This window comes from Bacillus sp. FSL R10-2780, assembly GCF_038006125.1.
Taxonomy (GTDB): Bacteria; Bacillota; Bacilli; order Bacillales; family Bacillaceae_G; genus Bacillus_A; species Bacillus_A cereus_U.
In genome coordinates this window covers 3746650-3769763 of the sequence record NZ_JBBOUQ010000001.1, presented here as the reverse complement: position 1 = coordinate 3769763, position 23114 = coordinate 3746650, and the positions used below count along the sequence as shown (strand labels likewise).

Genomic DNA, 23114 nt, shown 5'->3' with positions numbered 1-23114 from the left:
GGTGAAGCACATGAGCATCAGAGCTGAAGAAATTAGCGCACTGATAAAGCAACAAATCGAGAACTATCAGTCTGAAATCGAAGTTAGTGATGTTGGTACAGTTATCCAAGTTGGTGACGGTATTGCGCGTGCTCATGGTCTTGATAACGTTATGGCTGGTGAACTTGTAGAGTTCTCTAACGGCGTTATGGGACTAGCACAAAACTTAGAGGAAAACAACGTAGGTATCATTATTTTAGGACCTTACACAGAAATCCGTGAAGGTGACGAAGTTCGTCGTACTGGTCGCATCATGCAAGTACCAGTAGGAAAAGAACTAATCGGTCGTGTTGTAAACCCATTAGGTCAACCAGTTGATGGTTTAGGCCCAATCAATACAACAAACACTCGTCCAATCGAAAGTCCAGCACCAGGTGTAATGGATCGTAAATCTGTTCATGAGCCACTTCAAACAGGTATTAAAGCGATCGATGCTCTTGTACCAATTGGCCGTGGTCAACGTGAGTTAATCATCGGTGACCGTCAAACAGGTAAAACAGCAGTTGCACTTGATACAATCATTAACCAAAAAGATGAAGATATGGTTTGTATCTATGTAGCTATCGGACAAAAAGAATCAACTGTACGTAACGTAGTAGAAACACTACGTAAGCACGGTGCATTAGATTACACAATCGTTGTAACTGCATCAGCTTCTCAACCAGCTCCATTATTATACCTAGCTGCTTATGCTGGTGTAACAATGGGTGAAGAGTTCATGTACAATGGTAAACACGTATTAGTAGTATATGATGACTTATCTAAACAAGCAGCGGCTTACCGTGAGCTTTCATTACTATTACGTCGTCCTCCAGGTCGTGAAGCATATCCAGGGGATGTATTCTACTTACATTCTCGTTTATTAGAGCGTGCAGCAAAATTAAGTGATGCAAGAGGCGGCGGTTCTTTAACTGCACTACCTTTCATCGAAACACAAGCAGGGGACGTATCAGCTTACATCCCAACCAACGTAATCTCTATTACGGATGGACAAATCTTCTTACAATCTGACCTATTCTTCTCTGGCGTACGTCCAGCGATCGATGCGGGTACTTCTGTATCTCGTGTAGGTGGATCTGCTCAGATTAAAGCAATGAGTAAAGTATCAGGTACACTTCGTCTTGACCTTGCATCTTACCGAGAGTTAGAAGCGTTCGCTCAGTTCGGTTCTGACCTTGATAAAGCAACACAAGCGAAATTAAACCGTGGTGCTCGTACAGTTGAGGTATTAAAACAAGGATTACACAAACCGTTACGTGTAGAGAAACAAGTTATCATTCTTTACGCTTTAACACGTGGATTCCTAGATGATATCCCAGTAGTAGATATCACTCGTTTCGAAGAAGAATTCCATGCTTGGTTAGATTCAAATGCAGCTGACTTATTAAGCGAAATTCGCACAACTAAGAAACTTGCGGATGACGACAAATTTGCAGCAGCAATTAACGGATTTAAAAAAGTATTCGTAGCTTCTGAATAATAAATAAAAGCGGAAGCGGCTCGTCCTGAATGTGAGGGGGATGGAGCTTCTGACGAAGAGGCGGTTTTTGCCTCGTAGGAAGAAGTGAAGCCACCGAGCATTCAAGCCGCTGGAGCTAGATAAATAAAAGTGAAGTCGACTGTGACTTAGCTAGATCATATAAAGGCATCTCAGCTTTTGAGATTGCTGACGGTTATGTAAAGGAAAAGAGTAGGTGCACCTATTCTTTTCCTTCAATCATGAGCAAGAATATCTTGCAACGTAGATTAGGAAGAGGATTCTTACTAATCGTGCCAACTTCCGGAAAAAAGGTGGTGAAAACCTGTGGCATCTTTACGCGATATAAAAGCGAAGATTAACTCGACAAAGAAAACGAGTCAAATTACGAAAGCGATGGAGATGGTATCTGCATCTAAGTTAAACCGTGCAGAGCAAAATGCTAAATCTTTCGTTCCGTATATGGAAAAGATTCAAGAAGTAGTAGCGAGCATTGCGCAAGGAAGTAAAGGGATTAATCATCCAATGCTAAATGCGCGTCCTGTAAAGCGTACAGGATACATCGTTATTACATCTGATCGCGGACTAGCAGGTGGTTATAACAGTAACGTATTACGTACAGTAAGTAACGTAATTCGTGAACGTCATAATATGGATTCAAACCAATATTCAATTATTGTGCTTGGACGACTAGGACGTGATTATTTAAAACGTCGCGGCTTTAACATCATTGATGAAGTAGTTGGATTATCTGACCACCCATCATTTATTGATATTAAAGATATTGCTTCTCGAGCAATTGCGATGTTCGCAGATGGTGCTTATGATGAGCTGTACATTTACTACAATCATTATGTAAGTAAAATTTCACAAGAAGTAACGGAGAATAAAATTTTACCGCTTACGGATGTGGCGTCTGACAAACCGACGACAGCTTATGAATTCGAACCTTCTGAAGAAGAAATTTTAAAAGTATTATTGCCACAATACGCAGAAAGCTTAGTGTACGGTGCATTACTAGACGGTAAAGCAAGTGAGCACGCGGCGCGTATGACAGCAATGAAGAGTGCTACAGACAACGCAATGGAAGTTATCGATTCACTTACACTTTCATTCAACCGTGCACGTCAAGCAGCGATTACGCAAGAAATTACGGAAATCGTTGGTGGAGTAGCAGCGTTAGAATAGTAATAAAAAGCGTAGGCGGTTCGTTCAGAATGAGAGGGGGATGGAGCTTTTGACGTAGAGGCGATTTGTGCCTCGCAGGAAAAAGCGAAGCCACCGAACATTCTAACCGCTGGAGCTAGATTCAATAAAAAGCGTAGGCGGCTCGTCCAGAACAGGAGAGTCGCGTAAGCTATAAACTAATAAAAATTAAAAGCCGACTTCTCTTAGAAAGCTGGCTAATTAAAAGAAAGCTAGGAGGGAACCCGATGAATAAAGGGCGCGTTACGCAAATCATGGGTCCGGTTGTAGACGTTAAGTTTGATGGCGGAAAGCTACCAGAAATCTACAACGCCCTTACGGTAAAACAAAGCAACGAAAACGGAGCAAGCATTAACTTAACATTTGAAGTTGCACTTCATTTAGGTGATGACACAGTTCGTACAGTTGCGATGTCTTCCACAGATGGACTTGTTCGTGGCACAGAAGTAGAAGATACTGGTAAAGCAATCTCTGTACCAGTTGGTGATGCAACACTTGGTCGTGTATTTAACGTATTAGGTGATGCAATTGACTTAGATGGTGAAGTTCCTGCCGATGTACGTCGTGATCCAATTCACCGTCAAGCGCCTGCATTCGAAGAGTTATCTACTAAAGTAGAAATTCTTGAAACTGGTATTAAAGTAGTAGATTTACTTGCCCCTTACATTAAGGGTGGTAAGATCGGTCTATTCGGTGGTGCCGGTGTAGGTAAAACAGTATTAATTCAGGAATTAATTAACAACATCGCACAAGAACACGGTGGTATCTCTGTATTCGCTGGTGTAGGTGAGCGTACTCGTGAAGGTAACGACTTATACCACGAAATGAGCGATTCTGGCGTAATTAAGAAAACTGCGATGGTATTCGGACAAATGAACGAGCCACCTGGAGCACGTCAACGTGTTGCATTAACAGGCTTAACAATGGCTGAACATTTCCGTGATGAGCAAGGACAAGACGTACTATTGTTCATCGATAACATCTTCCGTTTCACGCAAGCAGGTTCTGAAGTATCTGCCCTTCTTGGTCGTATGCCATCTGCGGTAGGTTACCAACCAACACTTGCAACAGAAATGGGTCAATTACAAGAGCGTATTACATCTACAAATAAAGGATCTATCACGTCTATCCAAGCGGTATATGTACCAGCCGATGACTATACGGATCCAGCACCAGCTACAACGTTCGCTCACTTAGATGCAACAACAAACTTAGAGCGTCGTTTAACACAAATGGGTATTTACCCAGCCGTAGATCCATTAGCATCTACATCTCGTGCACTTTCTCCAGAAATCGTAGGAGAAGAGCATTATGGAGTAGCTCGTCAAGTACAGCAAACTTTACAACGTTATAAAGAGCTTCAAGATATCATCGCTATCTTAGGTATGGATGAGTTATCTGAAGAAGATAAGTTAGTTGTACATCGTGCTCGTCGTATTCAATTCTTCTTATCTCAAAACTTCCACGTAGCTGAGCAGTTTACAGGTCAAAAAGGTTCTTACGTACCTGTAAAAAATACAGTTAGTGGTTTCAAAGAAATTCTAGAAGGAAAATATGATGACCTTCCAGAAGATGCATTCCGTCTTGTTGGTAGCATTGAAGATGTTATTGAAAACGCGAAGAAAATGATGGCGTAAGGCCTTAGGAGGGACGAATTATGAAGACATTTCCAGTCAGTATTGTAACTCCTGATGGACCGGTTTACGAAAAAGAAGTAGAAATGGTAAGTGTAAAAGCAGAGAGTGGGGAAATGGGGATCTTACCAGGTCACATTCCAACTGTTGCACCGTTAAAAATTAGTGCAGTTCGTCTGAAACATGATGGGCACACTGATTATGTAGCAGTAAGCGGTGGCTTTATCGAAGTTCGTCCAGATAAAGTAACTGTATTATCATCATCTGCTGAAGAAGCAAACCATATCGACATCCATCGTGCAAATGAATCGAAACGTCGCGCTGAGCAACGTATGCAAGAGAAACAAGCACATGTTGACTTTAGACGTGCAGAAATGGCATTACAGCGTGCTGTGAACCGTTTAAACGTTTCTGATATGAAGTAAAAAAATCCGTAAGGGCTCTTGCCTTTACGGATTTTTTGTTATGGATATAAATTAAAAGAGGAAAAGACGCCTTTTTTTAGGTAGGAGAGAGCATCTAGCCATGCATAGAAGCGGTCAGGGCTTTTTTCTGCCCCATGCCAGGTAAAAATCAAGAAATAAAAAGAACTGCAGGTTAGTTATTTGTTATGCATAGCTGTGTTTTATTTAAATGTCGAAACTGGAACTGAATTTAATGGATGGAATAAATTTGAAAAATAGGTATAATTATATTGTTGTTCGTATAAGTAGAGAATGTACAACAATTTATATTTCATAAAGGAGATGAATCAATGATCGGTGAAATGAAACGAGAAGCGTTGCACTCTTTAAAGGGAAAATGGGGACTAGGTGTTGGATCAACGATTTTATATTTTATTTTAAGTTATGTTGTTTCAATGGCCGCAATGCTTATACTTTTAATTCCAGGACTTATTATATTTTTCTTATTTGCTGGTTTAACAGGCTCACTTGAAGAGGAAACAATATCAATCGGAGCAGGTGTTACATTTGGGATCTTTTATTGCATAATGATCATTTTGAGTAATGCATCTTATAGTATTACATCGTACGGTTATACGAATGTGTTGCTACAAATTAGTAAACGAGAAGATGCTAGAGTAGATTATTTATTTGAAGGATTTCGCGGCTTTAAAAGAATGATGAAAACAATGTGGGCAATGCTTGCGATTTTGTTATATACAGGTACATGGATTCCGATGTTGTTACTAGGTTTATTCGCGTTTTTGGGTGAAGAAGGGAATACGTCGTTTGCAATTGCTTTCTTCGTATTATTAGCTATTTCAATTGTCGGCATGATTGTAATGTATTTTTCTTATGCGATGACGTATTATGTGATGATTGAAAATCCAGATTATAGCGTTTCACAGGCGATGAAAGAAAGTAAGAATCTTATGAAGGGACATAAACTAGATTTATTTCTTCTATGGCTTAGCTTCATAGGGTGGGCTATTTTAGCGATTCTTACTCTTGGAATAGGGTTTCTTTGGCTTAGTCCATATGTAGGTACAACGACAGCACATTTTTATCGCTATATTGCAAAAGGTGAATTGCAGTAGGAACATGCTATACTAATAGAATTGTTACGTATTGGAGGCTAATTATGATTAGTGATTTAAAAGGAGAAGCGCTAGATTCACTAGAAGGAAAATGGGGCTTAGCTGTTGGGGCAACATTACTTATTTCGATTCTTACTTCAGTTTTTAGTTTTAGTATTCAGTTCATTCTCTCTCAGGTTTGGGAGTGGAAAGAAGTGAATAGCTCACTTTCAATAGAGGTTATTACAATATTGCTGGTGGGGCCTTTAACGCTAGGGGGTTATTGTTTAGCGCTACATATAATTCGTGAAAAAGAAGCGCGTATTGGGCATATATTCAGATGGTTTGCAGCAGGAAGTAAGTTTATAAAGTCATTTTTATTATATATAGTAGTAAACATTTATATTTTCTTATGGTGCTTACTATTTATTATTCCAGGCATTATTAAATCATTTTCTTATGCGATGACGTATTTTATTATAAATGATCATCCTGAGTATTCAATAAATCAAGCTATTACAGAAAGTCGTCGTATGATGGCTGGACATAAGATGGAGTATTTCATTTTATGTTTAAGTTTTATTGGTTGGTTTATATTAAGTTGTATTACATTAGGGATTGGATTTTTATGGTTAATTCCATATTTTTATACAACGGCAGCAGCTTTTTACGAAGAGATTGCAGAGGAATATTACGAAAAAAAAATTCCAACACTTTAAAAAAACACCCAGTGTGAACTATTGGTTCATACTGGGTGTTTTTTGTAAAAATTTTATAAACTGTTTACTTGTTAGAGGTTTACTGAAATAGTAACCTTGCATGTATTTACAGTTGTTTTTTTGCAGAAACTTAAGCTGTTTTTCTGTTTCAATTCCTTCAGCAACGACAGAGAGATTTAAAGTATTTGCAAGAGAAAGGATAGTGGAAACGATGGCTCTCTCTTCAGGTCGATGATCGGCTAGTTGTGTAAATTCTTTTGGTACCTTTAATGTATCGATAGGGAAAATTGATAAATAAGCAAGAGAAGAGTAGCCGGTACCGAAGTCATCAAGGGACGTTTGAATACCATATTCTTTTAATTGCTTTAGTCTCGATAATGTTTCCTTTTCATCAATCATCGCAATTCGTTCTGTTAGTTCAAGTGTTACATCTTTCGGGTCAATCTTTACGTCCTTTAGTATTCGTGAAATATTTTCGATGAATTGATTTTGTGTAAATTCTTTCGCTGATAAATTGACACTCATTTTTAAGTTTGTGTATCCAAAACTTTGCCATATTTTTAGTTGACGACAAGATTCTTGTAGCACCCAATGTCCAAGTGGGATGACCTGCGGAGTCTCTTCCACAATTGGAATGAACTCACATGGTGAAATGTCACCTAATAGTGGATGTTTCCAACGTATTAATGCTTCAGCACCGATAATTTTATTTGTTGTCGTATCAATTTGTGGTTGATAGACGAGATAAAATTCGTTGTTTACTAAAGCGAGTGGCAAATCTTTTTCGATTCGAGCTTTACGTTCCATTTTCTTATATAGTTCTTTCGTGTAAAGAGAGCTACGATTTTTCCCTTTATTTTTTGCCTCATACATGGCCATATCGGCATGTTGTAAAATAGATAGTGGGTCTTCTCCTGCTTCAGGGTATATGGCAATCCCGATACTCGGTGAGATTCGTAAATGTTGATTTTCGATTTCGAATGGTTCGTTCATGGCTACTACAATCATATCAGCTATCCTTTTTACATCTGTCCTCTTTTGATAATTTTCGATAAGGATTGTGAACTCATCCCCAGCTAGTCGAGCAAGTTTCATATTCTGTGTTGATATTCGTTCGAGCCTTTTTGCTACTGCAATTAATAAGAGATCTCCTACCCGGTGACCGAGTGTATCATTAATAACTTTAAAGCGATCTAGGTCTAGAAACATAACAGCAAAAGGTCTTTTCGATATTTTTGCTCGTGCAATTGCTTCTTCTAACTGCTGATGAAATGAACGGCGATTTGCAAGTTCCGTTAAGGTATCGTGATATGCTAGGAAGTTAATTTGTTCTTGTTGATGCTTGCTTTCTGTAATATCTTTAATCATTAAATAGGCCCCAGAAATATGTTCCTTTAAAAAGATGGGAACAGCTGTAACATGCAAGTAGTAAATATCCCTATTTTTATGATATGCCCGTATTTCTAAAGAAATAGATTTCCCTTTTTTAACGTGACGAAAGGCATTAATGATTTCTTCCAAATCTTCTTTATACATAAGTGAATAGTATGGTTGGTTTAATAATTCATTCGTTTGATAACCGAGTAAAGTAGTTCCAGCGTTGTTCACATTGAGGAAATTACCGTACAAATCTAATGTGAAAATTGGATCTGGATGATGCTCATATAAAGATTTAAACATTTGTTGGTTATGATATAACTCATTTTTTTGTTCTACTAAATCTTCTGTACGTAGTTCGATTTGTTTCTCGAGTTCCAAGTTGAATTGCATTTGTACTAGCAATAATATTTTATTTTGTCTTCGAACTAACATATGGCGTATGAGAACGAAGGCGAAAGTTACTATAAGTCCAATTACTACGCTAGGTGCAAAAACATTTTCGACCAATAGAAAAACAATAAGCATCACTACAGAAATATACGGTAATGATAATCGGATTGATTCACCCACTTGAGGTGTTAGTAATACTTGTTCTTGTTTTTCAGGCTCTTTTGTGTGAAGTATACAAGCGATTGCTACTAATACTAGGGTTACTTGATATAATGGAGCAACTGTGAACATAGAGTGCTCGGGCTGGAAGTATTTGATATAAGCATAAATAGCATCCGTAGTAGCATACAAAATTAAAGAGCTGCCAAGAAGAGCGCCAACTTGTTTTGGTAGTAAGAATAATGGCCTGAATAAGAGGTTGATTCCTATTAAAAGAAAGAGTAAATCAGCCATTGGATACGTGAGTTGAACAAACATGTCGATATATGATGTTGTAAAAATATGAATGGTTCTTTCAATAAGCAAATAGTAGCTTAAAGTAAATTGAGCTGTAACAATAATACAAATATCACATATCGTAAAAAGCTGCTCCAACAAGTCTCGGCCATAAATAATTTCATATAGAAAGGCAAATGCAAAGCTAATTAAAAATAATAAGTAAAAAAAGTCTGATGGATCAACGAATGTATAGTAGTCATGCAAAATTAAGCGTTGATAAGCAACTACTATATCGCCGATGAAATAAGAGAAAGATCCGATAGTTAATATCATCCAAAATAAACGAGCTAACCCTTGTTTCATATTGGAAAAGTAAAATATATAACTACAAATTGTAATATCAATTAATATGGTACTTATTCCAGTTAATATTTGAAATGGAAGTGCGTATTCATATAAAAAGGGCATTGATACGTAATGAATAGTTATATACAACAATGCAATGCTTATTAGAATACTTACATGTGTTTGTTTTTTCATTTATATCACCCACTGTATATACATAAGAACCACCTTTTTGTAGTTTATGTTTTTTAGGATTGCTTGAAAAACATATAGAACTTCTATATTTATTTTACACATTTATTATGAGTTGTAAAAATAGATTTGCTCAGTAAGTATTAATTGTTGTTTCTGTTCCCAATATATCGACATAGGAATTTGAAGTTTGCTATAATGGACTAAATAGTTGCATTATTTAGAAAAATTTAAAAATAATAAATAATGCAAGTAAGACATATTGTTTACTATGTGAACTTGTTCTTAATTCAGGGGGGAGGGTTTCACAATGGCAAGTGTATATGAAAATAGTTATATGATCGTTTTGATTTTCTTGCTATTAGGTATATTGCTGCCGGTAGTGGCTCTTACATTAGGAAAAATGCTGCGTCCAAATAAACCGAGTGCAGCGAAAGCGACGACGTATGAGAGTGGAATTGAGCCTTTTCATGATGCAAATATTCGGTTTCATGCTCGTTATTATATTTTCGCTTTATTGTTCGTCATCTTTGATGTAGAAACTTTATTTTTATACCCATGGGCTGTTGCATATGACAAGCTGGGTTTATTTGCACTGATTGAAATGCTCATTTTTGTTGTGATGTTGCTAGTTGGATTAGCGTATGCTTGGAAAAAGAAGGTGTTACAATGGTTATAAATTTTGAGGAATTACACCCGCGGGATCGAGCGGAATTAGAAAGAAATATCTTTTTTTCTACATTGGAACAGTTGAAGGGATGGGCGCGGAGCAACTCTTTATGGCCGATGACATTTGGACTGGCATGCTGTGCGATTGAAATGATGGGAGTAGGCTCATCACATTACGATTTAGATCGATTTGGGTCATTTTTTCGGACTTCACCAAGACAATCAGATGTCATGATTGTGTCAGGAACGGTAACGAAGAAAATGGCGCCTATTGTTCGGCGCTTATATGATCAAATGCCTGAACCAAAGTGGGTAATTGCGATGGGGTCTTGTGCAACAGCCGGTGGTCCGTATGTGAATTCGTATGCTGTTGTGAAAGGTGTAGATCAAATTGTACCAGTTGATGTGTATATTCCTGGATGCCCTCCAAATCCTGCTGCTTTAATTTATGGAATTAATAAATTAAAAGAAAAAATTCGTTACGAGGCGAGGACCGGGAAGCAGGTGACGAATAAATGAGTGATCCAAATAAAGACTTAGAAAGCATGAAAAGAGAAGCAGCCCGTCATGCGAAAGAGGAAGCGCGAAAACGTCTTGCTGCGAAACATGAGGCGGAAATGTCTAAACTTGAAGAACATCGAGAAAAAGAGAAAGCGCTACCAAAAGATAAGGGGATTAATGTAGAAGAAGCGAAGGCGAAAGCCGCAGCAGCGGCATTAGCGAAGCAGAAGAGAGAAGGAAACGAAGAAGTAACGGACGAAGAAAAAGTCAAAGCGAAGGCGAAAGCCGCAGCAGCCGCAAAAGCAAAAGCAGCGGTATTAGCGAAGCAGAAGAGAGAAGGAACAGAAGGAGTAACGGACGAGGAAAAAGTTAAAGCAAAAGCCTCACAAGGTGATGGGGATTCTGGAGATGAGAAAGCGAAGGCAATTGCAGCCGCGAAAGCGAAAGCCGCAGCAGCAGCCAAAGCGAAAGTAGCGGCACTAGCGAAGCAGAAGAGAGAAGGAAACGAAGAAGTAACGGACGAAGAAAAAGTCAAAGCGAAGGCGAAAGCCGCAGCAGCAGCCAAAGCAAAAGCGGAGGCACTAGCGAAGCAGAAGCGAGAAGGAAACGAAGAAGTAACGGACGAAGAAAAAGCAAAAGCGAAGGTGAAAGCCGCAGCAGCAGCCAAAGCAAAAGCGGAGGCACTAGCGAAGCAGAAGCGAGAAGGAAACGAAGGAGTAACGGACGAAGAAAAAGCCAAAGCGAAGGTGAAAGCCGCAGCAGCAGCCAAAGCAAAAGCGGAGGCACTAGCGAAGCAGAAGCGAGAAGGAAACGAAGAAGTAACGGACGAAGAAAAAGCAAAAGCGAAGGCAAAGGCTGTAGCAGTTGCAAAAGCAAAAGCGGCAGCGTTGGCGAAAGTGAAATCCTCGCAAGGTGATGGGGATTCTGGAGATGAGAAAGCAAAAGCAATTGCAGCCGCAAAAGCGAAAGCCGCAGCAGCGGCAAGGGCAAAGGCAAAGGGAGCTGTAAATAAGATAGAAGATGAACCGCAGCAGGAAGAACCATCAGTTAACCAACCATATTTAAATCGCTATGTGGAGATTGTTAAGGAGAAGATAGGGGAATATGCATTAGTAGATTCCTATATTAATAAGCTTTCAAAAGATGTTCCAACGCTTGTGGTGGAGCCTTCAAAATATTATGAAGTGATGGAATTGCTACGATCCCATGAGGGACTTGCTTTTGATTATATGTCAGAGCTACATGCGACGGATTTTGTGACACATATGGAAGTGTATGTTCATTTATTTTCATATGGAAAGAAACAGTCAGTAGCAGTGAAGGTAAAGCTGGATAGGGAAGCGCCGCAAGTAGAATCGGTGACGCCGCTTTGGAAAGGGGCAGATTGGCCGGAGCGTGAAGCGTATGATTTGCTCGGTATTGTATTTGAAGGTCATCCTAATTTATCTCGCATTTTAATGCCAGATGATTGGGTAGGGTATCCGCTTAGGAAAGATTATGAACCGTATGATGTGGAGGTGTAGCTTGTGATCCGTACGGAAGAGATGCTCTTAAATGTAGGACCGCAGCACCCGAGTACACATGGTGTGTTTCGGCTTGTAATTAAGATTGACGGGGAAATTATTAAAGAGGCTACACCGGTTATCGGATATTTGCATCGCGGAACAGAAAAGATCGCTGAGAGCTTACAATATACGCAAATTATCCCGTATACAGATCGAATGGACTATCTATCAGCGATGACGAATAATTACGTCCTTTGCCATGCTGTAGAGACGATGATGGATCTTGAGATTCCAGAGCGTGCTGAATATTTACGGGTGCTTGCGATGGAGCTTGGGAGAGTTGCGAGCCATCTCGTCTGGTGGGGAACGAACTTGCTTGATATAGGAGCGGTTAGTCCATTTTTATATGCCTTTCGTGAACGAGAGATGATTATAAATTTATTAAGTGAATTGTGCGGTGCAAGGCTTACTTTCAACTATATGAGAGTCGGCGGCGTGAAGTGGGATGCGCCAGACGGTTGGATTGAAAAGGTGAAAGAGTTTGTTCCGTATATGAGAGAGCAATTGGCAGGTTACCACGACCTCGTTAGCGGAAATGAAATTTTCTTAAATCGTGTGAAGGGCGTTGGCGTATATAACGCCGAAGAGGCAATTTCATATTCTTTAAGCGGAGCGAATTTACGGTGCACGGGGGTAAACTGGGATCTTCGTAAAGATGAGCCGTATTCTATTTATGATCGTTTTGACTTTGATGTTCCTGTTGGGAGCACGGGAGATGCTTGGGATCGTTACGTTTGCCGGATGGAGGAAATTGAGGAGTCATTGAAAATTATTGAGCAAGCAGCCGAGCAGTTCCCGAAAGACGGCGCTGTGCTGGCGAAAGTCCCGAAAATTATTAAAGCACCTAAGGGAGAAGTGTTCGTCCGTATAGAGTCACCGCGGGGAGAGATTGGTTGTTATATTGCTAGTGATGGAAAGAAAGAGCCGTACCGTTTGAAATTTCGCAGACCGTCTTTTTATAATTTGCAAATCTTACCGAAACTATTGAAAGGTGAAAATATCGCCAATTTAATTACGATTTTAGGTGGGGTTGATATTGTACTTGGGGAGGTTGACGGCTAATGATTGAGACGCTCTTACAATCACCTTCAAGCTGGACGAATTTCTTCATTTTTTTCGGGTTAGCGGTGCTTCTATTATTTGCAGTCCTTGGCTTCGTTACATACGGTATTTTGGCAGAACGGAAAGTGATGGGATTTATGCAAGGACGGATTGGGCCAAACCAAGTTGGGGGCCGGTTCGGTTTACTCCAAACGGTAGCTGATGTTTTGAAACTATTATTAAAAGAAGATAGCATTCCGAAAGCTGCTGATAAACCGTTGTTTATATTAGCACCTGTTATTGCATTCGCACCAGCATTTATGGTACTTGCGGTTATCCCGTTTACCGATAAATTTCAGTTCGCGGATATTGGCGTAGGGTTACTGTATTACATTGCTGTTTCTGGGATTACGACGATCGGAGTTGTGACTGGGGGATGGGCATCAAATAATAAGTATTCCCTTTTAGGAGGGATGCGAGCGGCGGCACAAATGATTTCTTATGAGATTCCACTTGTGATGAGTGTAATTGGTGTCGTTTTGTTAGCTGGTAGTCTTAACTTGAATGAAATTGTAGCGGCGCAGGAGAAGGTATGGTACATTTTCGCACAGCCAATCGGTTTCGTCATTTTCTTAATCGCGGCAGTTGCAGAGTTAAATAGGACGCCGTTTGATTTACCAGAAGCGGAGTCAGAACTTGTTTCAGGATACCATACGGAATACTCAGGGTTTCGCTGGGCGTTTTTCATGCTTTCAGAGTATGTATATTTCTTCGGAATGGCATCTTTAATTACAGTACTCTTTTTAGGCGGATGGAATCCAGTTATGTTCCTTGGATTTATTCCAGGAGCCGTATGGTTTGCTTTGAAATTCAGCAGTGTGGTCTTTCTATTGATTTGGTTCCGCGTTACGTTCCCACGTATAAGAGGTGACCAGTTAATGGAGTTTGGATGGAAAGTATTATTACCAATCGCACTTGCAAATATTTTCTTAACGGCATTGATTAAGGAGCTATTCTTCTAATCTATGAAGGGGGTGCCAGCAAGAGATGAAAGGACTATTTAAAGGGTTAAAATATACGCTTAGTAATTTGAGTAAGAAAAAGGTGACGTATGATTATCCAAATCAACCGTTGCCATTACCAGACCGCTTTCGAGGTATTCAAAAGTTTTATCCAGAGAAATGTATTGTTTGTAATCAGTGTTCCAACATTTGTCCGACAGATTGCATTCAATTAACAGGAAAAAAACATCCTGATCCTACAAAAAAAGGAAAAATTATCGACACGTATGATATTAATTTTGAAATTTGTATTCTTTGCGATTTATGTACAGAAGTTTGCCCGACAGAGGCGATTGTAATGACAAATAACTTTGAACTCGCAGAGTATTCACGTGATGATTTATTTAAAAATTTGCAGTGGCTTGACGAGAACGACGAGAACGTCAGGAAGGAGAATAAAGCATGAATGGCGAGTTTGTAGCTTTCTTTATATTATCCTTGTCTGCGATTATCGGCGGCGTTCTTATGCTGAATTTAACGAAAGTAATGCATATGATGCTGGCCCTTGTGCTTACGTTCCTTAGCATTGCGGGTTTGTACTTTCTCTTATCAGCCGAATTTATCGGAGTTGCACAAATTTTACTTTACTCTGGTGCGATCACTATTATTATGATTTTTGGCATTATGTTAACGAAACATAACGCGGAAAATGAATCGCGCCTTACTCTTCGAAAATGGATTATCTTCTTTGCGGTTGTAGCATTTGGAGCAGTTATGTATTTCGCTGTTAATAGTATCGATTTTTCAAATCAAAGCACACAAGGAAGTTTACCTCTCCATGAAAACAACACACTTCAAATCGGTACACTGCTCTATTCAAAATATATTATTCCATTTGAGTTAACCTCAGTTCTTTTACTTGTAGCACTTGTAGGAGCGATTATCCTTGCGAAGAAGGATGAGGGAGAGGAGGATTCCCCATGAGTAGCGTTCCAGCTTCTGCGTATTTAACACTTGCGATTATTTTGTTTTGCATCGGCTTATTTGGAGCTTTAACAAAGCGAAATACAGTAATTGTATTAGTTTGTATCGAATTGATGCTAAACGCCGCCAATTTAAATTTAGTAGCGTTTAGTAAATTAGGCTTGTTTCCGAATTTAACAGGACAAATTTTTTCGCTGTTTACGATGTCTGTAGCGGCAGCGGAGGCAGCGGTAGGTCTTGCAATTTTGATTGCTTTGTACCGTAATCGCCCGACAGTTCATGTAGATGAGATGGATACGCTCAAAGGATAGCATTGTGACCGAAAAGGGGGAAGGAAACAATGATTGATTATGCATGGCTCATACCGCTTTTCCCGCTTGTTTCATTTTTGTTACTTATTGTGTTCGGGAAGAAAATTAGAGAGGGAAGTAGTGTACTAGGTATTTTCTTTACCTTTCTCTCCTTTATATCCGCGGTAGTGGTACTAATAGAACGGTTTTCATCCGAGGCAGTGAAGCATAAGTGGGTATGGCTTAGGGTAGGAGATATAGATATATCATTTGGTTTTGAAGTTACCGCATTAGGAGCTTTAATGTTGTTTATCGTTACGCTTGTGAGTTTTCTTGTACATGTGTACTCAAAAGGTTATATGAAAGGTGACACCAGATTATCAACCTTTTATGCATATTTAGGGCTCTTTACCTTTGCGATGCTTGGGCTAGTTATATCGACGAATTTATTACAGCTTTATATATTTTGGGAGTTAGTCGGCCTTGGTTCGTTTTTACTTATCGGTTTTTATTTCTTTAAAGAAGAAGCGAAAGCTGCTGCGAAAAAGGCTTTTATTATGACACGCATTGGGGATGTTGGGCTATTTGTTGGGATGATTTTAATTTTTTGGCACGCAGGTAGTTTTGAATATGACGCGATTTTTAAAGCGATTCATACGGGCGACCTCTCTCCTTCTATGATTACAATAACGGCGATATTAATTTTTATCGGTGCGATGGGGAAATCGGGTCAGTTCCCGCTTCATACATGGTTGCCAGATGCAATGGAAGGACCGACGCCTGTTTCGGCACTTATTCACGCGGCAACGATGGTTGCAGCCGGCGTATATTTAGTAGCGACGATGTTTCCGCTATTTTCAGCAAGTGCGGTAGCGATGCAAACTGTGGCAATCGTTGGGGCTTTCACCGCAATCTTTGCGGCCTCTATTGGTCTAGTGCAAACAGATATTAAGAGGGTTCTTGCTTATTCTACAGTTAGTCAGCTCGGGTATATGATGCTTGCGCTAGGCTCTGCTGGTTATGTAGCTGGTATCTTTCACTTAACGACACACGCCTTTTTTAAAGCATTACTGTTTCTGGCAGCAGGAAGTGTAATTCATGCAGTCCATACGCAAAACATTAATAAAATGGGCGGTTTACAGAAAAAGATGAAAGTAACCGGTGCACTATTTTTAATAGGCACACTTGCAATTAGTGGTGTTCCTCTTCTTTCCGGATTTTTTAGTAAAGATGAAATTTTAGCGGCGGCTTGGATGAATGGCAATTACTTTCTATTCGTTTTAGCAGTAATTGCGGCATTTCTAACAGCATTTTATATGTTCCGTCTATACTTTCTTGTCTTTACAGGGGAAACGAAGACGAAGGAAGAGGTGCATGAATCGCCTCGCACCATGACGTATCCGATGATTGTCCTTGGTGTTCTTGCGGTAGTGGCAGGCTATATAAATACACCGTGGTTCGGGACGTTTCTTGGGGATTGGCTGACGAAGGATATAGGATTCAAGGTGAAGGAAGTGCATGGACCTGTTTGGATTATGGTTGTTGCGACGCTCGTTTCATTCGCTGGAATTGCCCTCGCATATTTCATATATGGTAAGAAATCTATCTCTAGAGGTTGGGCCGGCGGAGAAGGGACGCCTCTTTATAACCTTTTGAAAGAAAAATATTATGTGGATGAACTATACAATGTGACGGTGCTTCCTATTACGAAAGGAATCGCTCATGTGCTTCGCTTATTTGAAGTATACGTTGTAGAAGGAATCGCAGTTTTAATTGCTGGATTCGTTAAAGGTATGAGTGGCCTAGGATCACGGCTTCAAAACGGGAATGTACAAGTGTATGGAACTGTAACAGCAGTTTCGCTCGCAGTGCTCCTAATTATTTTGTTATATACGGGAGGGGATTTACGATGAATGGATTGCTATTAACGTTCTTCATTTTTTCCCCACTTTTAGGAATTCTCTTGCTTTTATTAACGCCGAAACGAGAATCGCGTACAGTACAGGCGCTTGGTTTATTCGGAACGGCGCTTCCATTTGGAATTGCTATCGTCCTTGCTTGTACATACGCTTCAGGAAAGAGTTTATCGATATTTGATGAAAAAGTGAAATGGATTAAATTTGGGGATTTCACAGCAGTGGACAAAAGGTGGTTTTCAATTTATTACGAGCTTGGTATTGATGGTTTATCGCTTGTAATGATGGTGCTCACAGCCCTTCTAGCGATGCTCGCAGCTATTGCGGCATTTTCTATTAAAAGAAATTTGAAAGCATTCTACATGCTGTTACTCATGTTAGAAATAGGCATGCTCGGTGTCTTCGCTGCTCAAAATTTAATGCTGTTCTTCATCTTCTTTGAAATTACGTTGCCGCCAATGTTTTTATTAATTGGCAAGTGGGGGAAATTGTCGAGTGAAAAGGCTGCATATAGTTATTTAATATATAACGGTATTGGATCAGCTATTTTACTTATCGTTTTCTCGGTTTTATTTGCGAAAACAGGTACGACGAATATTACGGAGCTTAAAGAGATATTAACGGGTGTAGCTGCTGGGGGAGGACCCCTTGTCTCGAGTAGCTTACAGTTCGGTTTATTTCTTGCCATAATGATTGCTTTTTCGATTAAACTCCCTGTTTTCCCTTTGCATCGCTGGATGGTCAATGTACACATAGAAGCGCATCCTGCTGTAGTTATGCTTCATGCGGGGGTTTTGCTGAAGATTGGCGCGTACGGTATTGTTCGCTTCGGGAAAGGATTATTCCCAGAATATTTTCGTGATTTTGCAACGCTAATCGCGATTTTAGGGGTAATTAATTTATTGTATGGGGCCTTTCTAGCACTCATCCAAACGGACTTTAGAAAGGTACTTGCTTACTCTAGTATTTCGCATATGGGCATTGTATTAATGGGTCTTGCGGCGTTAAATGCACCAGGTACACAAGGGGCGCTGTTCCAAGTTGTGTCTCACGGTTTAATTGCGGCCTTGCTCTTCTTCTTGCTTGGCATTATTGAAGAGCGTTTCGGGACTTCGGATATTACAGCACTTGGTGGACTTGCAAAAAGTGTTCCAGTACTTAGCGGTTTCTTCCTAGCGGGCGGTATGGCATCGCTTGGAATGCCAGGGATGTCTGGATTTATTAGCGAATTCCTTGCCTTTCTCGGTTTATTCCAAGGAAAACCGGTTATCGCTGCCGCAGGCGTACTTGGAATTATTTTGACCGCTGTATACGTATTAAGAGCGACACTTCAAGTGACATTTGGTAAGAAAGAATGGGAAGTGAAATCTGATATACACGGATGGGAGTACGTTCCTGTTATAGTGCTTATCGTTTGTATTATTGCAATAGGGGTAATGCCAGAACTACTAGGGGATCCACTTCAAACTACATTGAAAACATTGGGGGTGAAGTAGGATGGATATGAACACATTACTTAGCTTATCATGGCATCTCATGGTACCAGAATTCATTATTCTCGGGGCGGCCATCCTTCTTTCCATATGTGATTTGTTTTTTAAGCTGAACCATAGGTACGTAGCGATTAGTGCAATTGCCGCTGTCTTGTTAGCGATAGTGTCATTAATTTCGCTATACAGCGAACCGGCAGGAGATATTTTAAATGGATCGTTTGTGCTAGATGGATTTTCAAAAGGGTTTAAAACGTTGTTGTTAGGCGGAGTAGCTCTCATTTTATGTATGGCAATGAGCGATGATGAGAAGGAGCCTATTCAAGATAAGGGAGAATATTATTATTTAATTTTAATGGCGCTTCTTGGAGCGATGTTCATGGCTTCAAGTGTTGATTTCATCACACTATTTGTAGGTTTAGAGTTGCTTTCGCTTTCTTCCTATATTCTAGTAGGAATCCGAAAGAGAAACCGCGCATCAAATGAGGCAGCGATGAAATACGTCATTAACGGAGGAATTGGAACAGCAATTACGCTCTTTGGAATGAGCTACTTATACGGTATTACAGGGTCGACCAACATAGTGGAAATGCAAAAGGTATTTACGCAAGAGCTGGCTGGTGGCATTCAATTATTGTTAGCTCTTGCATTTCTACTACTGCTCGTTGGACTCTCGTTCAAAATTGCAACAGTGCCGTTTCATATGTGGGCACCAGATGTGTATGAGGGAGCCGCTACACCTGTTACTGCCTTTCTTGGAACAATTTCTAAAATTGCTGGGTTTTTACTCATTACTCGCCTGTTCCTAATGGTTTTTGCAGGTGTGGCAATCCAAGGAGACGCACAATCTTTATACGGGCGTATGAGCATATACATTGCGGTGCTAGCGAGTATTACGATGATTGTTGGGAACGTAGTAGCATTAAAACAATACAACGTAAAACGTCTATTTGCCTATTCGGGTATCGCGCACGCTGGATATTTGCTCGTGCCCCTTGTAGCGCTATCACAGTTTACGATGGATAGTATGTGGTTTTATATGCTTGCATATATGCTTATGAATATAGGGGTATTTGCAATCATCCACGGATTAATCTTACAAAATGATAAGGAAAATATGACGATTTTTACAGGGTTATATAAGCGATCTCCCTTTACAGCTATAGTGATGACGATCTTTATTTTATCGTTAGCTGGAATACCGGGGACAGCAGGTTTCATCGGGAAAATTAACATCTTTTTAGGGGCACTTCATGTTGAACCTGCTCATTACGTATTAGTTTCTATTATGATGGGGACAACAGTTATTTCATTCGTATATTACTTCCGGATATTACAGCAAATGTTTTTCCGCACGGGAGAGACAGAAGAAAAGCTTCGGTTACCGTTAAATATAAAGATTGTCATAAGTCTTTGCGCAATTTCAATTGTAATACTGGGGATTATGCCGATGATTGGTTACAATTTCTTCTATGAATATTTTCCATTAATGAAAGATTTCTTCTTCTTAGGGAACGTGGTACAATAGTAAAAATAAAAGGTGTAGAGTCTGTACTCTACGCTTTTTATTGTGGAGTAACAGCAAATGAAAACACCTGTAGGTATATGTTTTTTAACAGAAAATTACGATGTAAAATGTAAGATGCTTATTTGCGTGTGAAAAAGTGTGGCTTCTACTTATTTATGGTATCGTTTTTTACATTTTGCGTAAGTAGTAGCCAAGCAAAAAAAGGGGTCGATTTTTTGGCACATCTTTTAGGGCAACAAGCACTGATTGCCATTGTTTCACATTTATTATTTATTACCATTACGTGGTGGGCCTTACAAGGTATTCACATTGAGCGCTTAATGAAGTCTGGGAAAGTGATGCAGACGAGAGTATTACTCATCCTAATTACAATTACAATTGGGACATCTGTAAGTAACTTTTTCCTTGATTATTTAGGCTATTCAAAGAGTTTAACGTATTTAGTAAAGTAAGTGTATAGAACCTCATATCTCCGTTAACAATGGGGATAGGAGGGGATGAAATTGAAGTTTAAAGCCATTCTTATCGTTATCGTGAGTGTTGTTTTATTTTTGGTTGGATATAAAGAGATGAAACCTATAAGCGATGAACAGAAAATGGAGAGCATGATTGCAGCTTTAGAGAAAAATGATGCAAAAGTAGAGCGGTGGTCATGGTTAGCGCGAGAAACGAAAACAATTTCTAATATACATACGTTTCAAAAACTGTTAAACGATGTGAAGGAAGAGGCAAACATTGAAAGTTGGGAATTAGAACAATCTCCAGATGGATATAAGGCTACATCCTATAAAAAATCTTCTTCACATGAAGAACGAATAGTAGTAACTTGGAGTAAGGAAAATACTAAAGAAAACACTTTCATTATATTTGAAGTAAGCGGGGCGAAATGGGACCCAAAGTATGTTCAGAGAATGAATGAAATTTTTAGCGAAAAACCTATAATTTACACTTGTGTTCAAGGTGTATTGAATGATAAGATTGAAGGTGTTTTGCAAAATAAAACCAATCAGGTTTTGAAAGATCTTTCAGCAAGAGCGATCGAGCAGATAGAAGAAAGAGCATTTGTATCAGTCTCCGCATATAATAAAAAGTGGAATGACGCTCTTTCAACAAATAGAGAGAAAATAAATGTGCAAATAGCAATACGTTCTACAAACAACAAAGATACAATTGTGGTTGGCACACCGATCATAACTTCTGAGTATTGAGTGAATAGATACTGAAAAAAGGACACGGAGGGGAATAATTTGGAAAAGATCATCGTCCGTGGCGGAAAGCGGTTAAGCGGCACAGTGCGTGTTGAGGGCGCAAAAAATGCTGTATTACCTATAATCGCTGCAGCCCTATTAGCGAGTGACGGAAAGAATGTACTATCTGAAGTACCAGTATTATCTGATGTATACACAATTAACGAGGTATTACGTCATTTAAATGCTGAAGTCGTATTTGAAAATAACCAAGTAACAATCGATTCTTCTAAAGAATTAAACATTGAAGCACCATTTGAGTATGTACGTAAGATGCGTGCATCTGTTCAAGTAATGGGACCATTATTAGCACGTAACGGTCGTGCTCGTATTGCACTTCCTGGTGGATGTGCAATTGGTTCACGTCCAATTGACCAACATTTAAAAGGCTTCGAAGCAATGGGAGCGAAAGTAAAAGTTGGTAATGGATTTGTTGAAGCACACGTAGAGGGAGAACTAAAAGGAGCTAAAATTTATTTAGACTTCCCAAGCGTAGGCGCAACAGAAAACATTATGTCTGCAGCTACATTAGCAAAAGGGACAACAGTCCTTGAAAACGCAGCGAAAGAGCCAGAAATCGTTGACTTAGCTAACTTCTTAAATGCAATGGGAGCGAAAGTACGCGGTGCTGGAACTGGAACGATTCGTATTGAAGGCGTTGAGAAATTATATGGTGCAAACCACCCTATTATTCCTGACCGTATTGAAGCAGGAACATTCATGGTTGCAGCGGCAATTACAGGTGGAGACATCTTAATTGAAAATGCTGTGCCTGAACATTTACGCTCAATTACAGCGAAAATGGAAGAAATGGGTGTTAAAATTATTGAGGAAAATGAAGGTGTACGTGTTATCGGCCCAGATAAGTTAAAAGCGGTTGATATTAAAACTATGCCTCATCCAGGTTTCCCAACAGACATGCAATCACAAATGATGGCATTATTACTACATGCTGATGGAACAAGTATGATTACAGAAACGGTATTCGAAAACCGCTTTATGCACGTTGAAGAATTCCGTCGTATGAATGCTGATATTAAAATCGAAGGTCGTTCTGTAATTATGAACGGTCCAAGTAGCTTACAAGGTGCTGAAGTAGGCGCAACTGATTTACGTGCTGCAGCAGCATTAATCTTAGCTGGTTTAGTATCAGAAGGTTATACTCGTGTAACAGAGTTAAAACATCTTGACCGTGGTTATGTAGATTTCCATAAGAAATTAGCTGCATTAGGTGCAACTATTGAACGTGTAAACGAAAAAGTAGAAGAAGTGAAAGAACAAGAAGTTTCTGATCTTCACGCTTAATTAAAATAGTCTCTATGTCTTTTGACGTAGAGGCTATTTTTTTTTGGGTTATTACTGTTATAGTCAATAAATTCTATACTTATGCACGTCTCAGTAAAAATATTTAGAAAATTTCCTATTTCCCCCGCTATTTGCGTTCAGTAGGACTCCCACCTCAAAACTCCACCTCATTAAAGTTTCACTTTATATCGATACCCCCAAGTATGTTCTAAAAAATCCCGTAGTTCCATAAGAATGA

General features: G+C 39.5%; 21 protein-coding genes. 20 read left to right on the top strand and 1 reads right to left on the bottom strand.

All coding sequences use genetic code 11. The features are described from left to right. The first annotated feature begins 10 nt into the window (after window positions 1-10). The 6 genes from atpA to NSQ47_RS19695 all read left to right on the top strand — a co-directional run bounded on the left by atpA (window position 11) and on the right by NSQ47_RS19695 (window position 6594). Window positions 11-1519, top strand: a complete 1509-nt coding sequence (atpA, locus tag NSQ47_RS19720) for a F0F1 ATP synthase subunit alpha (protein ID WP_002113043.1) — start codon at window positions 11-13, stop codon at window positions 1517-1519. A gap of 324 nt (window positions 1520-1843) precedes the next feature. After that, window positions 1844-2704 (top strand): F0F1 ATP synthase subunit gamma, encoded by an 861-nt coding sequence (atpG, locus tag NSQ47_RS19715; RefSeq protein ID WP_002159783.1) that lies wholly within the window; start codon window positions 1844-1846, stop codon window positions 2702-2704. Between the two features lie 245 nt (window positions 2705-2949). Beyond that, entirely contained in the window at window positions 2950-4359 is a 1410-nt protein-coding gene (gene atpD / locus NSQ47_RS19710) for a F0F1 ATP synthase subunit beta (protein ID WP_002089736.1), read from the top strand. A gap of 20 nt (window positions 4360-4379) precedes the next feature. Then, complete coding sequence (gene atpC, locus NSQ47_RS19705) at window positions 4380-4781, top strand: F0F1 ATP synthase subunit epsilon (RefSeq protein WP_002113040.1); 402 nt, start codon at window positions 4380-4382, stop codon at window positions 4779-4781. Between the two features lie 329 nt (window positions 4782-5110). Continuing rightward, window positions 5111-5896, top strand: coding sequence for a DUF975 family protein (locus NSQ47_RS19700; protein WP_341037809.1), 786 nt, complete (start codon window positions 5111-5113; stop codon window positions 5894-5896). 44 nt (window positions 5897-5940) lie between these two features. Next, window positions 5941-6594 (top strand): DUF975 family protein, encoded by a 654-nt coding sequence (locus tag NSQ47_RS19695; protein WP_341037807.1) that lies wholly within the window; start codon window positions 5941-5943, stop codon window positions 6592-6594. A gap of 18 nt (window positions 6595-6612) precedes the next feature. Here NSQ47_RS19695 and NSQ47_RS19690 read toward each other — a convergent pair whose 3' ends face one another. Further along, window positions 6613-9342 (bottom strand): putative bifunctional diguanylate cyclase/phosphodiesterase, encoded by a 2730-nt coding sequence (locus NSQ47_RS19690; protein ID WP_088079754.1) that lies wholly within the window; start codon window positions 9340-9342, stop codon window positions 6613-6615. Window positions 9343-9649: 307 nt separating this feature from the next. On the opposite strand from NSQ47_RS19690, the gene nuoA reads away from it, so the two are divergent. From nuoA to murA, 14 genes are all read left to right on the top strand, one after another. Next, on the top strand, window positions 9650-10018 hold the full coding sequence (gene nuoA / locus NSQ47_RS19685) for an NADH-quinone oxidoreductase subunit NuoA (RefSeq protein WP_000179270.1): 369 nt from the start codon (window positions 9650-9652) through the stop codon (window positions 10016-10018). Next, window positions 10009-10527, top strand: coding sequence for an NADH-quinone oxidoreductase subunit NuoB (nuoB, locus tag NSQ47_RS19680; protein WP_002113032.1), 519 nt, complete (start codon window positions 10009-10011; stop codon window positions 10525-10527). The genes nuoA and nuoB overlap by 10 nt, the downstream gene beginning before the upstream one ends. Further along, window positions 10524-12032: an NADH-quinone oxidoreductase subunit C gene (locus tag NSQ47_RS19675; RefSeq protein WP_341037806.1), complete on the top strand. Its 1509-nt coding sequence runs from the start codon at window positions 10524-10526 to the stop codon at window positions 12030-12032. The genes nuoB and NSQ47_RS19675 overlap by 4 nt, the downstream gene beginning before the upstream one ends. Before the next feature lie 3 nt (window positions 12033-12035). Continuing rightward, complete coding sequence (gene nuoD / locus NSQ47_RS19670) at window positions 12036-13136, top strand: NADH-quinone oxidoreductase subunit NuoD (protein WP_341037805.1); 1101 nt, start codon at window positions 12036-12038, stop codon at window positions 13134-13136. After that, window positions 13136-14137, top strand: coding sequence for an NADH-quinone oxidoreductase subunit NuoH (gene nuoH, locus NSQ47_RS19665; protein WP_002144750.1), 1002 nt, complete (start codon window positions 13136-13138; stop codon window positions 14135-14137). Before nuoD ends, nuoH begins: the two co-directional genes overlap by 1 nt. 25 nt (window positions 14138-14162) lie before the next feature. Next, window positions 14163-14582 carry an NADH-quinone oxidoreductase subunit NuoI gene (gene nuoI / locus NSQ47_RS19660; protein ID WP_000677191.1) on the top strand — a complete coding sequence of 140 codons (420 nt, stop codon included), beginning with the start codon at window positions 14163-14165 and terminating at the stop codon, window positions 14580-14582. Continuing rightward, complete coding sequence (locus tag NSQ47_RS19655) at window positions 14579-15100, top strand: NADH-quinone oxidoreductase subunit J (RefSeq protein WP_002159789.1); 522 nt, start codon at window positions 14579-14581, stop codon at window positions 15098-15100. The genes nuoI and NSQ47_RS19655 overlap by 4 nt, the downstream gene beginning before the upstream one ends. After that, the gene (gene nuoK, locus NSQ47_RS19650) at window positions 15097-15411 is read left to right on the top strand and encodes an NADH-quinone oxidoreductase subunit NuoK (RefSeq protein WP_000100081.1); all 315 of its coding nucleotides are present in this window, start codon (window positions 15097-15099) and stop codon (window positions 15409-15411) included. Before NSQ47_RS19655 ends, nuoK begins: the two co-directional genes overlap by 4 nt. 29 nt (window positions 15412-15440) lie before the next feature. Then, entirely contained in the window at window positions 15441-17303 is a 1863-nt protein-coding gene (gene nuoL / locus NSQ47_RS19645; protein WP_341037804.1) for an NADH-quinone oxidoreductase subunit L, read from the top strand. Beyond that, window positions 17300-18802 carry an NADH-quinone oxidoreductase subunit M gene (locus NSQ47_RS19640; RefSeq protein WP_341037802.1) on the top strand — a complete coding sequence of 501 codons (1503 nt, stop codon included), beginning with the start codon at window positions 17300-17302 and terminating at the stop codon, window positions 18800-18802. The genes nuoL and NSQ47_RS19640 overlap by 4 nt, the downstream gene beginning before the upstream one ends. Window positions 18803-18809: 7 nt before the next feature. Next, window positions 18810-20324: an NADH-quinone oxidoreductase subunit NuoN gene (nuoN, locus tag NSQ47_RS19635; RefSeq protein WP_341038252.1), complete on the top strand. Its 1515-nt coding sequence runs from the start codon at window positions 18810-18812 to the stop codon at window positions 20322-20324. A 215-nt stretch (window positions 20325-20539) separates the two neighbouring features. Then, complete coding sequence (locus NSQ47_RS19630) at window positions 20540-20776, top strand: DUF1146 family protein (protein WP_002113021.1); 237 nt, start codon at window positions 20540-20542, stop codon at window positions 20774-20776. A 51-nt stretch (window positions 20777-20827) separates the two neighbouring features. Continuing rightward, window positions 20828-21532: a YwmB family TATA-box binding protein gene (locus NSQ47_RS19625; RefSeq protein ID WP_002113020.1), complete on the top strand. Its 705-nt coding sequence runs from the start codon at window positions 20828-20830 to the stop codon at window positions 21530-21532. 39 nt (window positions 21533-21571) lie between these two features. Further along, the gene (gene murA, locus NSQ47_RS19620) at window positions 21572-22876 is read left to right on the top strand and encodes a UDP-N-acetylglucosamine 1-carboxyvinyltransferase (RefSeq protein WP_002068497.1); all 1305 of its coding nucleotides are present in this window, start codon (window positions 21572-21574) and stop codon (window positions 22874-22876) included. The last annotated feature ends 238 nt before the right edge of the window (window positions 22877-23114 follow it).

Excerpts from the sequence above, each read along its gene's own strand:
- atpC (WP_002113040.1), top strand. The coding sequence starts at position 4,380 with ATGAAGACATTTCCAGTCAGTATTGTAACTCCTGATGGACCGGTTTAC.
- nuoN (WP_341038252.1), top strand. The coding sequence starts at position 18,810 with ATGAACACATTACTTAGCTTATCATGGCATCTCATGGTACCAGAATTC.
- atpA (WP_002113043.1), top strand. The coding sequence starts at position 11 with ATGAGCATCAGAGCTGAAGAAATTAGCGCACTGATAAAGCAACAAATC.
- NSQ47_RS19690 (WP_088079754.1), bottom strand. The coding sequence starts at position 9,342 with ATGAAAAAACAAACACATGTAAGTATTCTAATAAGCATTGCATTGTTG.
- NSQ47_RS19655 (WP_002159789.1), top strand. The coding sequence starts at position 14,579 with ATGAATGGCGAGTTTGTAGCTTTCTTTATATTATCCTTGTCTGCGATT.
- nuoH (WP_002144750.1), top strand. The coding sequence starts at position 13,136 with ATGATTGAGACGCTCTTACAATCACCTTCAAGCTGGACGAATTTCTTC.
- nuoB (WP_002113032.1), top strand. The coding sequence starts at position 10,009 with ATGGTTATAAATTTTGAGGAATTACACCCGCGGGATCGAGCGGAATTA.
- atpD (WP_002089736.1), top strand. The coding sequence starts at position 2,950 with ATGAATAAAGGGCGCGTTACGCAAATCATGGGTCCGGTTGTAGACGTT.
- NSQ47_RS19675 (WP_341037806.1), top strand. The coding sequence starts at position 10,524 with ATGAGTGATCCAAATAAAGACTTAGAAAGCATGAAAAGAGAAGCAGCC.
- NSQ47_RS19695 (WP_341037807.1), top strand. The coding sequence starts at position 5,941 with ATGATTAGTGATTTAAAAGGAGAAGCGCTAGATTCACTAGAAGGAAAA.
- NSQ47_RS19700 (WP_341037809.1), top strand. The coding sequence starts at position 5,111 with ATGATCGGTGAAATGAAACGAGAAGCGTTGCACTCTTTAAAGGGAAAA.
- nuoI (WP_000677191.1), top strand. The coding sequence starts at position 14,163 with ATGAAAGGACTATTTAAAGGGTTAAAATATACGCTTAGTAATTTGAGT.
- nuoA (WP_000179270.1), top strand. The coding sequence starts at position 9,650 with ATGGCAAGTGTATATGAAAATAGTTATATGATCGTTTTGATTTTCTTG.
- NSQ47_RS19640 (WP_341037802.1), top strand. The coding sequence starts at position 17,300 with ATGAATGGATTGCTATTAACGTTCTTCATTTTTTCCCCACTTTTAGGA.
- nuoK (WP_000100081.1), top strand. The coding sequence starts at position 15,097 with ATGAGTAGCGTTCCAGCTTCTGCGTATTTAACACTTGCGATTATTTTG.
- nuoL (WP_341037804.1), top strand. The coding sequence starts at position 15,441 with ATGATTGATTATGCATGGCTCATACCGCTTTTCCCGCTTGTTTCATTT.